General features: G+C 64.7%; 10 protein-coding genes. 2 read left to right on the forward strand and 8 right to left on the reverse strand.

The annotated features are described in order from the left end of the window. The 8 genes from MUO23_11450 to MUO23_11485 form a co-directional block, all read right to left on the reverse strand. Positions 1-1006: DUF2877 domain-containing protein (locus MUO23_11450; protein MCJ7513571.1), on the reverse strand; the 1006-nt coding region annotated here is incomplete at its 3' end. A 62-nt stretch (positions 1007-1068) separates the two neighbouring features. Next, positions 1069-2235 (reverse strand): BMP family ABC transporter substrate-binding protein, encoded by a 1167-nt coding sequence (locus tag MUO23_11455; protein MCJ7513572.1) that lies wholly within the window; start codon positions 2233-2235, stop codon positions 1069-1071. Positions 2236-2332: 97 nt separating this feature from the next. Continuing rightward, a complete protein-coding gene (locus tag MUO23_11460) occupies positions 2333-3250 on the reverse strand; it encodes an ABC transporter permease (protein ID MCJ7513573.1) in 918 nt (305 codons plus the stop codon). Then, the gene (locus MUO23_11465) at positions 3247-4296 is read right to left on the reverse strand and encodes an ABC transporter permease (protein MCJ7513574.1); all 1050 of its coding nucleotides are present in this window, start codon (positions 4294-4296) and stop codon (positions 3247-3249) included. The genes MUO23_11460 and MUO23_11465 overlap by 4 nt, the downstream gene beginning before the upstream one ends. Then, a complete protein-coding gene (locus MUO23_11470) occupies positions 4280-5845 on the reverse strand; it encodes an ABC transporter ATP-binding protein (GenBank protein MCJ7513575.1) in 1566 nt (521 codons plus the stop codon). Before MUO23_11470 ends, MUO23_11465 begins: the two co-directional genes overlap by 17 nt. 212 nt (positions 5846-6057) lie before the next feature. Then, entirely contained in the window at positions 6058-7779 is a 1722-nt protein-coding gene (locus tag MUO23_11475; GenBank protein ID MCJ7513576.1) for a PucR family transcriptional regulator ligand-binding domain-containing protein, read from the reverse strand. 658 nt (positions 7780-8437) lie between these two features. Continuing rightward, positions 8438-8995: a nucleotidyltransferase gene (locus tag MUO23_11480; protein ID MCJ7513577.1), complete on the reverse strand. Its 558-nt coding sequence runs from the start codon at positions 8993-8995 to the stop codon at positions 8438-8440. Further along, positions 8992-9609: a helix-turn-helix domain-containing protein gene (locus MUO23_11485; GenBank protein MCJ7513578.1), complete on the reverse strand. Its 618-nt coding sequence runs from the start codon at positions 9607-9609 to the stop codon at positions 8992-8994. The genes MUO23_11480 and MUO23_11485 overlap by 4 nt, the downstream gene beginning before the upstream one ends. An 867-nt stretch (positions 9610-10476) precedes the next feature. Here MUO23_11485 and MUO23_11490 point away from each other — a divergent pair. Together MUO23_11490 and MUO23_11495 are read left to right on the forward strand one after the other, a co-directional pair. Then, complete coding sequence (locus MUO23_11490; protein ID MCJ7513579.1) at positions 10477-10896, forward strand: hypothetical protein; 420 nt, start codon at positions 10477-10479, stop codon at positions 10894-10896. Between the two features lie 2 nt (positions 10897-10898). Next, positions 10899-11132, forward strand: a complete 234-nt coding sequence (locus tag MUO23_11495; GenBank protein ID MCJ7513580.1) for a helix-turn-helix transcriptional regulator — start codon at positions 10899-10901, stop codon at positions 11130-11132. Positions 11133-11351 lie beyond the last annotated feature (219 nt).

Raw genomic sequence — 11351 nt, forward strand, 5'->3', positions numbered from 1 at the left:
CTTGAGATCCATGTCTGCCATGATCCTCTGCTAGGGCGACCCCGGAGGCGCTCACCTCGGACGGGAAGCGTGCGCCGTGTGCCATGTTCGCTACCGCCACCCATATCCCGGCTAACAGATCCCAACCCGTCGTGTGCCCGATCCGAACGACATCTGAGGCCGTGTGGCGAACGACCTCCGTCGGGCAGCCGGCCAGAAGGGCACTGAGGAATCGATGTTCCGGCTCCGAAGCCTGTCCGGCCGTATGGTCGCTGAGAAGGGTGAAGCTGATGATATTGGTGCTTTGCCGCGCCCTTCCGAGGAAGGGCCGAAAGTCCGACGGCGAGCATGCGGGAAACGGCGCATAGAGCGCCTGAAGGTTCACAATGGCGAACAGCATCCCGCCGACGAAGTCGTCGCCGGAAGGGGTCAGCCCCTCGCCCAGCCCAACCAGGTCGTCGGCGGCGTCGAGGATCTCGCCCAGGTCGCGGGCAGTGCAGGCTTCGGCCATCCTTCGGGCGGCGGGCAATCCGGTCAGGAGAGCCTGAAATGTCGCAGGGTCCTTGTCTGTGGGATGCCCTCCCACCGGCTGCGGGAGAGAGAGCAGGGCTCCGAAACCTCTTGGCTCTCCCAGCCCGGCGTATGCCGGGCGGCCGGTCTGCAGAAGATGACCGATGTCCTCGAGGCTCTGGCCCGCCTGGCGGCGCGGCGCCTCCGGGCTCCAAAGGACGGCACGGCCCCATTCGACGGTGATTGTCTCCCCGTCGATCGCCAGGCGATCCCCCGCGACAACATAGGCCGACCCGGCCGCCGGCCGCGGCAGTCCGCCGCTGAGGCATAGACCTCGCCCGTGCATCGGCGCCGACTCGGAATTCAGCCAGATCAACTCCCCACTGTCGCTTCGTAGATAGACCGCCCCTCTGACGACGGCCAGCACTCGACCGCTGGATGAATCAACGAGCACGCGCTGCGCCGTTGCGCCGATGCAGGTGGCAGATTGGCACTGCGTGCCCGAGAGAGGATCCATGACGATGGTCGGGTCATCGGCGGGAGAGTCCCCCCGCCGATGACCCTTCGCTCCAATTCCTTCTACTTTGGGCTTCCGGTCACGCCCTCGACAAACCAGTCCACCGAGCTCATCATGTCGGCGGTCAGCTCCTCGCCTTCCGCCACCTTCACGTTGCCGTCCTGGTCGACGATCGGCCCGGCGAAGACGACCAGTTCGCCGGCCTCGATGGCGGCCTGGGTGTCGGCGACCTTATCCTGCACCACCTGCGGGACCTTGGGGCCGTAGGGCGCAATCGCCATGCAGCCGTCGGGGATGCCGCAGCGCAGGAAGATCGGCTCCCAGGTGCCGTCGATGACGGTCGACGCCAGCCAGGTAAGCGTGCCACCCAGCGTGTAGCCTGTGCCCGAGATCCAGTTCTCGGGAGCGAACTGCTGAGCCGCCAGCGACTGGAAGCCGATGGAGTAGGCACCGCGCGATTCCGCCGTGGAGAGGACGGTAGCCGGCGAGTCGACGTGCATCGTGATCACGTCGGCTCCTTGATTGATCAGCGAGTTGGTGGCATCGGCTTCCTTGGCCGCGTCGCCCCAGGCGAAAGTGTAGGCAACCGTCGTTTCGGCATTGGGATTGACCGACTGGGCGCCCAACTCGAAGGCGTTGATGAAGGTCGACGTCCACCCGAGCGGGAAGGCTGCCACGAAGCCCAGCTTGTCAGACTCGGTCATCAGGCCGGCGGCCTGGCCCATCAAGTACCAGGCATCCGGAGGTTCGCCGAAGAAGTTGGCGAAATTGGCCCCCATCTCCCATCCGCCCGCATGCTCGAAGATCACATCCGGGTACTTCTTCGAGAGCTCAAGCGCCGGATATTGGTGATTGAAGGCGGTGGCGATGATCATCTTGGCGCCCTGCTGGATCATGTTCTCCATCGTGGAGGTCGCCCCGGCCTCCTCGGGCACGTTCTCGGCCTCAATGATCTCGACGCAGGCGATGTTCTCCTTGATGGCCATCACGGCCTCGTGCATGGCCTGGTTGTAGCCGGCGTCGGTGATCGACCCACCGTGCAGGGCGCCGATGACCAGGCACGGACCTTCTTCCGTGGGCTGGGCGGCGACCTCGGCGGTGGGTTCGGCCGGCGCCGCAGTAGGCTCGACGGGGGCGGCCGTGGGGGTGGCGGCCTGGCCACAGGCCGTCAGCACGAGCATGGCGGTAACGAGCACGATCAGGGTGGTACGTAGGGTGTTGGGTTTCATCTTTTCCTCTCCATCAATTCTGGTTCGATGACATGAGGCGGCCTCGGGTTGGCAAGGTGCGGGCTCCGTCGGGGTTCTGCCTGGCGGTCTCTCCTTCTTATTCCGTGCCTTGATACACACGCCCGAGGCTGGCCGGGGCCGCCTGCCTGCGGCTGCCTCCCCAGGCGATCAGCACCAGGAGGGTCAACAGGTATGGGAGGGTATTCAGTAGGAAAGGCGAAACCTGTATCCCGCTGGCCTGCAGCAGGAGTTGAAAAGCAACCGCGCCACTGAAGAGCAGGGCGCCGACGATCGCCCGCAGCGGATGCCACTTCGAAAAGATGACCAGGGCGATGGCGATGAAGCCGCGCCCTCCGGTCATATACTCGGTCCAGTTCATGGTGTAGGCGATCGACAGGTGGGCGGCGCCGAGGCCTGCCAGAGCCCCGGCCGCCAGCAAGGCGTGGTAGCGGATCCTCTGCGGACTTCTGCCGGAGGCGTAGGCTGTATCCGGGTTCTCGCCGACCGCCCGCAGTCCGAGCCCCCAGCGGGTGCGGAACAGCAGCCACCAAACCAAGCCCGCGGCAGGGAGGGCGAGGTAGATGAGCGGATCGAAGCGCAGCAGCGAGGCGTACACCACCGGCAGGCCGGCGAGGCCCGGCAGGGAGAGGCGCGGCAGGCCGACGATCTTGGCGCCGACGTAAGCCCGGCCGATCCAGGCACTCAGGCCGAAGCCGAAGAACATCAGCGCCAGTCCGCTGGCGAGCTGGTTGGCCCGTCGGGTCACGACCAGATACCCTAGGATCATATTCATCAGCCCGCCGGCCAGCATGGCCGCCAGCACGCCAAGGTAGGGGCTTCCCGTGACATAGGTCGCGGCGAAGCCGGAGGCGGCACCGACCAGCAGCACGCCCTCCAGGCCCAGATTGACGATGCCGGAGCGTTCGCCGACGATCTCGCCCAGGGTGGCGTACAGCAGCGAGGCGCCCGAGAAGATGGCGCTCGACAGCACACCCAACAGGGCCAGGGGAGTCATGCCGTCTTCCTCCGGCGCTGAATCTCGGGGCGGGCGAGGACGACGAACAGCGTGATCGCCAGCAGGATGTGGATGACCGAGTACGGCACATCGCGTGTCAGTTGGAGCAAGTTCCCGCCGGTCAGGATGATGGCAACCACGAACGAGGTCAGCACGATACCGAGCGGCGAGCCCCCCGCCAGCCAGCTGATCAGGAAGCCCATGAAGCCGATCCCGCGCGAAAAACCGGCCAGCAGCACGCCGTAGTAGCCGGAGACCTGGGCCATTCCGGCCAGGCCGGCGATGGCGCCGGCGAGGCACATCACGACCACGATGTAGCGCTTCACTCGAATCCCGTTCCGCCGCGCCGCCTGTGGATTCCCTCCGATGGCCCGGATCTCCAGACCCCAGCGGGTGTACTTCATGATGAACCAGAACAGCGCCAGCAGGCCGATGCCGATCGCCAGGCTCAGGTCCACTCGCGTGCCGGGCAGCGTCGGCAGGCGGGCAGCCGGGACGAACACGGCCGTCTTGTTGGTGTCCATCGGCGAATGCCAGAAGCCGAAGATGAAGAAGGCGACAAGTGTCGGCGCCACAGCGTTCAGCAGCAAGGTGGTGATCGTCTCATTGACGATGCCCTGGGCTCGCAGGTAGCCGGGGAGAAATGCCCACAGGCCGCCGCCGATCATCCCCAGCGCCAGCATCAGCGGCAGCAGCGCCCAGCCCGGCAGGTGATCGAAGCGCAGCGCCCCCCAGGTCGCCAGCAGCGCGCCCATGTAGAGCTGCCCCTCGCCACCCACATTGATCAGGCCCATGCGCGAGGGCAGGGCTACGGCCAGCGCCGTCAGGAGCAGCGGCATCATCGCCACGGCGACCTCGGAAAGCCCATAGGCGCTGCCCAACGTCGAGGTGAGGATGTCCCGATAGGCATGGATCGGGTTCTTGCCGGCGAGCAGCAAGATCAGACCAAACAAGAGGAAGGTGGTGGCGGCCATCCCGCCGTAGCGGATGGAGGCCTTGCCGATCCCGCCGAGCCGAGGTGGCCGGCCTTCAGACCCGCGTTCCATGGTCCCCCTGAGCTCCCGTCATCAGCCGGCCCACCGTGTAGATATCCGTCTCCTCGGGCTTGAAGCGGCCCACGATTCGCCCGCCATACATGACCACCAGTCGATCGCTGAGGCGGAATAGTTCTTCCAGGTCTTCTGAGATGAGCAGCACGCCAGCGCCTCGCTGGCGTGCCTGGATCATGGCCTGACGGGCGGCGATCGTGCTCTGCACGTCCAGGCCGCGGGTGAGATACGAGGCCACAACCAACCGCGGATCCGCCGACAGCTCGCGGGTGATGACCATTCGCTGCTGATTTCCCCCGGACAGGGATCGGGCCAGCGCAAACAGGGGGAAGGAGAAGCCAAGGGCGTGCATGGCGCGCTCGATGTCGGCTCGCACCGCCTGCCAGTCCAGCGCCAGTCCGCCGCGGCGGGCGTACCGACCGAGCCTGGTCAGGGCCATATTCTCGAGGACCGTGAGGAACGGAACGATGGCCATCGTCAGCGGGTTTTCCGGGATGAAGGAGACCCCCGCCAGGCGGAGGTGGCTGACCGGGGCGCGGGTGACATCCTTGCCGAGAAGCCACTTGCCGCCTCGGGCGCAGGGCAGGTCGCCCAGGATCAGGTCCCCCAGTTCGCGCTGGCCATTGCCTGACACGCCGGCCACGCCGACAATCTCGCCGGGATGGATGGTGAGGTCGATCTGTTCCAGGCAGATCGTGGCGCCGTCGCGCGGCGTCTCCGCGGCGCGCAGCTCCAGGATCGGAGGACCGGCAGGCGCGCTCGCCGGTTCACGGTCGACGGAGACCTCGGCGATCTCTTTGTCGAACATCAGCCGGACGAGCCCGTCTTCCGTCGCCTCGGAGCGGGACAGCTGCCCGGCCACGCGGCCGCGGCGCAGCACCGTGATCCGGTCAGCGGCCTGGAGGACTTCCTGGAGCTTGTGGGTGATCAGGACCACGGCCAAGCCGTCGTCGACCAGGTGCTTGACCACCTGGAACAACCCCTCGATCTCGTGCGGAGCCAATACCCGGGTGGGTTCGTCTAGGATCAGCAGGCGGGACCTCCCGAGCAGCAGCTTGAGCAGTTCGGCTTTCTGCTGCTGGCCGATGGACAGGTCCTGCACCTGTGCCCAGGGATCGACCTGCAGGCGATAGCGTTCACCCAGTGCGTCGAGCTCCCTGGCGATCGACGGCAGGTTGGGAACGCGAGGCAGATCCGGCAGGAAGAGGGCGACGTTCTCGACGACGCTCAGGGCCGGAATGAGAGTCAGGTTCTGGAACACCATGCCGATCCGGTGTTGGCGCGCAGCCTGCGGTGAGTGCAAATCGACCGGAACGCCATCGACCAAGATCTCGCCTGCGTCGCGCTGGTGGTACCCGTAGATGCACTTGACGAGGGTGCTCTTCCCGGCACCGTTTTCCCCCAGCAGCGCGTGGACTTCGCCGGGAAAGACGTCAAACGAGATCGAGTCGTTGGCGAGGACGCCGGGAAACCGCTTCGAGAGCCCGCGGACGCTGAGGAGCGGGGGGCCTCCCGCCGCACGCTCCCGGCCGTGGGCGCCGCTCATGGCTTGGCCTCCGGCTGTTTGGCTGAACCGTGCCGCATGCTGGCTTCCATCTATGCTGATTCTAGCGATGGGGCATGCGCCAGTGGAATATCAAACATCACAACCTCACCCCTGAGATTTGTAGGAACTCGACAAGCCATGGGGCACTGGCGCCGGCTTGCCAGGGCCGGTTGAATGCTACCGAATTTGTGGAAATTGACAAAGGGCTTGGGCTAGGGCGGAGGTTCCAGCGGCGGAATTCGACCGATCAGGGGATATAGCTGCAGGGCCAGCTCGATCTCCAGCCGCTGCTGCGGGTTCTCAGGGAAATCGCCCAAAATCTCTTTGGCCCTGTCAATCCGGTAGCGGAGGGTGTTGTAGTGGACGAACAGCAGCTTGGCGGTCCTGGCGGAGTTCTGATTTTGCTCGAGAAATGTGCGCAGAGTTCCGGCAAGGTTGGTGGCGTTCTCCCGATCGTAAGCGAGCAGCGGCCCGATGGCGTCCAGACAGAAACGTTCCAGTCCAGCCGGGTTCTCCGCCATAGAGACGATCCGCAGCAGGCCCAGTTCCTCGTAGTGCGTGACCCGGGCGGCCGCCCGGGTCGCGTGGGACGAACCGATCTGAAGGCTCTGTCGGGCGCACTCATAGGCGATGCGGAAATCCTCCAACTCGAAGACGCCCGGGCTGACACCCATCGACACGGTATAGGGCGCGTTCTCGGAACGGATTCGGTCGCAGACCGTTTGCAGATCGTGGACCAGCCGCGCCCGACTTCCGGCCAGCCCCGCCCGGGGCAAGGGCAGGAACACCACCAAGCGCGGGCCCTGGTACCAGAACGCAGCCTCTCGTTCGAGGCTGCGAACGTAGCGCTCGCAGAGATGCAGGCTGGAATCGATATTCCGCTTCTCGATGCTCTCGACCTTTGTCAGGATGGGCGCTCGGAGTGCATCGGGCCCGACCAGGACGACGGCGTAGGGCGGCGCCAAGCGGTTCCCCATCTCGGCGGAGAGCTGAAGAGCGCGCCCCCGCTCGTCGGGGCTCGCCGACAGCAGCCCCTCCAGGATCTCGTTGCGGAAACGCTCCTCGGCCTCGGCGATCGACCGGGTCTCCATCATCTTCAGGGCGGCGACGGTGGTGCCATGTTGGATGACGATCAGGTCCATCGCCGTCGGGGGCTCTTGCCAGCCACCCCAGACGATGATCTCGCCCAAGGTCATCGGGCCCACAACAACCGGGCAGGCGAGTTGCTCCACTGGGCCGGCAGGGCCGGCGACCACGCGCCGGGTGGCCTCACTGCCCTCGATCGGGGCCGTCACCTCGGGCCGGTACGCGTCGTTGAGGTAGTGATCTCCCCCGGCCTCCTCCCGCAAGAATGGTTTGTGGACCGGGGACTGGCCCATGACGAAACCTTCGCCCAGGACGCGCCGGAATCGATCGACGACTGTCACCGGTCGGTTCACCCGCTGGGCGATGCCCAGGGCGATGTCCCGAAAAGTACCTCCGCTCAAGACCAGATCGATGAACTGACGGTGGATTTGTTCCGACTGGATGAGCTCGCGCGCCTGCAACCGCAGGATTTCGCTCGTGACCGGCTGGATGATATCGATGAAGGAGACCTTTTGAGGGAGTTCGATGAGCGGAAAGCCCAGCTCGTCGGCCGCCTTGATCATGGCCGGGGGGAACGCGTCCATGTATCCGGTGGGAGTCACCGCCAGCCCGGCCAATCCCTTCTCCGCCAGACGGGGAACCAGCAGGTCAATGGCTGCGGCATCGTCGCGCAATGGGTACATCGTCGTGACCAGCAGTTCACCTGGATGGACCCACTCGAGAATGTCGGGGACCTCCATCACATTGACCGACTGGACGACGTTGTCCAGCCCGGCTGCGCCGCCGATTACGCGGGCGTTCTTGAGGGGCTCGACCAGGGTCATCGCCTCACGCAGCGTCAGGGGCACAGGACCTCACTGGTTCACGCTCAGGGATCGTTGCCGCATCGGTCGGGCGCATCTGCGGTCAGCGGCCGCGGAGGTGCGCCGTTGGGGGGTGTCCAGCGGGCGCCGCCGATGCCCACCCCACGCCCGCTCAGCCACGGCGTGCGGTTCGCCTCCAGCCATCCGGGGTGTAGCTTAACCTATAACTTGGCCGGGGCGTAAAGGATAGTGCAGCCGGGAAAGACCGGTCCCCCGCAGGGAACTGGCACCCCGGCGGACCATGGAGAACCCGGTTTCAACGCTTGGGACCACCGACTGCCCCCACAGCGGCTCTCGGCCTCAACTTAGGAACTGGTACAGAAGACGGGGTGAGCTCAGGAGCCGACCTATCGCTCGACGGACGGCCTCGCCGTTGACCGTTTGGCGAGTCCCTGAGATGGAGAACTCGCCCTCGGCTTGCAGGAGCTGGAACGGGCTAGTCGTTTTCACCCTGCGCGCTCAAATCAAAACGAGCGGGTCGAGATGATCTGCTCGTCCGGCGGATGACATGCGATGTCGGCCTGCAGACCAAGGCTTCTCGGCGACAGGCGCCGAGCCGGCCCGCAACGCGGCTGGAACCCGGACGGCTCCGGTTCACCTCCTTTCAGATGCTCGATTGGGGTTTGAAGACGTGTGAAGTGCGCTATCTGTTGGCGAATGCCTGCTCGAAGTGCGCAAGGAGTTCGGGATTGTCCAGCGCGCTAGAGAACTTGCGAAGCCACGAGCGGATATATCGGACATCGAGAAGATCACGCTGGCGGTAGATCACGCCTTCGATATCGGCAAGGTCCTGCGAGCGGCCGGCAAGCGCCTTGTGGATGATCAAGTCCTCGGCGGAGCAGATGTGAATGGACTTGCCGGGCTCCACCTCATAGGTCTGGCTTCGTTCAAAAAGGGACTCCTCATAGCCTTGGAGCGCGAGGGCAATATCGACATTGACGTCCTCCACGCTGAGCAGCAGGATCCGGTGCTGGCGGGCAAATTGGTATGGGTCAGACACCCGGGACCCGAAGGCCTCTGTGGTCATCTTGACCAGATCTCCCAGGTCGAGTCTGTCCTCGACCGTCAGGTCAAGGTCGAGCGTGAAGCGCGGTTCACCCCAGAACTGCAGGGCAATTCCCCCGATGACGGTGTAGTTGAGCTTGAGGTTCTCGAAGAAGAAGTCGTGCATGGCCAGGGCGGCGTTGAGTTGACGGTTCATGCTCGACCTCCCTTCCGGGCCAGCACTGCCATAGCCTTGCGCACAGCTAGCCGATGGTCGATCCTTGCAGACATCACGGATGGTGAGGACCTGTGAAGGGGAGCCAGTTGATAGTACGTGTTGCACAGGTCGTCGAAGATCCCGCGGGCTTCCTCGGGCGTCATGCGTCGGAGCCGCAGGCGCCTCTCAACCTGCTGCACGGCCCCGGCCGCCGCATACCCTGCCAGGGCCCGGGCGAGTTCAAGATCCCGACCTGCGGGCCGGCCGGCCTCGATCGTGGCTACAAAGCGGAGGTCCAGGGCCTCGGCGACATCAAGCAGGCGGCGCAGGCTGGCGGAGGCGTATCCGCTGGCTTCGTAGCGCTGGATCTGCTGCTTGGGCAGGTCGAGCTCCTGAGCCAGCCGTTCCTGCGTCCATCCCCTGGCGATCCTGGCCTTGATGAGTGCGACCGGGAACTCCTCCAGCGAGCCGAGCTCGAGGGTAGCCGAGCCTGCATTGATGAGGGCTTCATAAGCGGCGATCGAAGTGGCCAGCTCCATTGCCTCTGTCCATGAGTCGAGGGCTCGCAGGTTGGCTTTGCCCTGGCGGTAGCTCCAGTCGTTTAGGATTTGCATGAGCAACTCCAACTGCCATTCTACCTCAAGACATCATTTTAGTTGTCTTACGGCCTCGCCTGGGCCAGAACGGGATCTCGTTTCGTGTCAGCCAAAGTGAGACAAATCGGGGCTCCGAGTTAGGGCGCACTTCTTCGACCTCGACGATCAGGCGGGAAGAACCCCCGCTCGCCAGAGAGGAAACCAGGTCGCCAGGTCGGACTTGAAGCAGAACGTGGCCGGGAGTGAAATAGAGCATAACTTGGCCGGGGCTAGAACCATATCTTGGCCGGGAGCCTCAGGTTTCCCGCACGGGATCGGCGGCCCAGCGGGCCTTCGAGATGCGCGTTGCAACCATAATGTGGCCGAAAGTGCAGAATGGGAAGCATAAAGTGGCCGGGAGTGCAGGCAAGCCGGCCTGCGCCCCGTTGCCCATCGTTCTTGGCCCGCCCAAAGCCACTCTCACGAATTGGACCGGGTCTCGGGGGGCATGTCAAACCCAAGGTAGCCGGCCAATGCCAGCTCCTCAAAATTCCTGAGCGGCAGCAGGGGCTCGGCGCCTGATCGTTGTCTTAGCCCAGTCAGCCGGAGACCTTCTGAGTCGGCGCCTGCGCCTGCCACGCGAGGGATCGAAACCGGCCTCCCAGCCGACAATCCCAGGTCACCACGGGATCTCCGGCAGTTCCTCCGCCCGACGGGAAAGCTCCACTCCCCCACTCGCCTGCCTGTTCCCAGACTAGCGACAAGCCGCAGGCCTGTTCGCCAGGGGCCGCCCGGTTCAGCGGCCAGTTCAGGCCGGATGGTCGGCCGCGCCGGGTAAATGCCTCTTGACAAGATGTAAATAATCATTTACATTGTGTCAAGCATACTAGACAAAGGAGCGGTGAGATGTCATTCGAAGAGAAGGTCGCATGGGCCTACCCGGTCGTTCTGCTGCTCACGGCGGCGATCTACTCCGCGCATGTTCTCGGCCAGCTGCCCGAGGTCCCGGTGACGGAGATCGCCTACGTGCGCCCGATGATCACGGCGCTCGTCATCACGATTGTCGCCATGGTCATCGCCGCGATCTTGGCCGCCGTTTCCGCGCCCAGCGAGGCGGACAAGAAGGACGAGCGGGACGTGAACATCAATCGGCATGGGGACGCCGTCGGAGGCAACGTCTTGGGCGTGGCCGCCCTGCTGCCGCTCGGCCTGACGATGGCCGAGTTCGACTACTTCTGGATCGCCAATGCACTCTACCTGGCATGTGTCGTCTCGGGAGTGGTGTCTTCGATCGTGAAGATTGTCGCCTACCGCCGAGGGTTCTAGCCATGGGCAAGCCGACCAAAGTCACGAACGCCATTCGCACCCTTCGGTTCACCCATGGCGAGATGACGCAGGCGGAGCTTGCCGACCGTATCGGCGTGACGCGCCAGACTATTATCGCCATCGAGCAGGGCCGCTACTCACCGTCACTCGAGATGGCTTTCCAGATCGCGCGAGCCTTCGGCGTCCCCCTCGATGACGTGTTCCGGTACCCGGAGGGCGAAGGCGAGACCACGTGAAGTCGATCGTCCGAGGCCGCACCAGCCTGCCCGGAATCCGGGATCGGGGGACAGCGACAAGTCTGAGGGAAGAGCTCGTTCAATCCGGGGAGTCACGCCGGTCATCCGCAAGACGCTTTCGCGGGCGCGTGGACAAGCCCATCCTTGGAGGATCGCCATGAAGGCCGCTGTCTATTCCGAGTACGGACCACCCGATGTGGTTCATCTCGAGGACGTTGA

The organism is Anaerolineales bacterium (genome assembly GCA_022866145.1).
Classification (GTDB): domain Bacteria; phylum Chloroflexota; class Anaerolineae; order Anaerolineales; family E44-bin32; genus PFL42.

Bases quoted from the DNA above. Each gene is read 5' to 3' on its own strand.
- MUO23_11455 (MCJ7513572.1), bottom strand. From the start codon at position 2,235: ATGAAACCCAACACCCTACGTACCACCCTGATCGTGCTCGTTACCGCC.
- MUO23_11495 (MCJ7513580.1), top strand. From the start codon at position 10,899: ATGGGCAAGCCGACCAAAGTCACGAACGCCATTCGCACCCTTCGGTTC.
- MUO23_11460 (MCJ7513573.1), bottom strand. From the start codon at position 3,250: ATGACTCCCCTGGCCCTGTTGGGTGTGCTGTCGAGCGCCATCTTCTCG.
- MUO23_11485 (MCJ7513578.1), bottom strand. From the start codon at position 9,609: ATGCAAATCCTAAACGACTGGAGCTACCGCCAGGGCAAAGCCAACCTG.
- MUO23_11465 (MCJ7513574.1), bottom strand. From the start codon at position 4,296: ATGGAACGCGGGTCTGAAGGCCGGCCACCTCGGCTCGGCGGGATCGGC.
- MUO23_11470 (MCJ7513575.1), bottom strand. From the start codon at position 5,845: ATGAGCGGCGCCCACGGCCGGGAGCGTGCGGCGGGAGGCCCCCCGCTC.
- MUO23_11480 (MCJ7513577.1), bottom strand. From the start codon at position 8,995: ATGAACCGTCAACTCAACGCCGCCCTGGCCATGCACGACTTCTTCTTC.
- MUO23_11490 (MCJ7513579.1), top strand. From the start codon at position 10,477: ATGTCATTCGAAGAGAAGGTCGCATGGGCCTACCCGGTCGTTCTGCTG.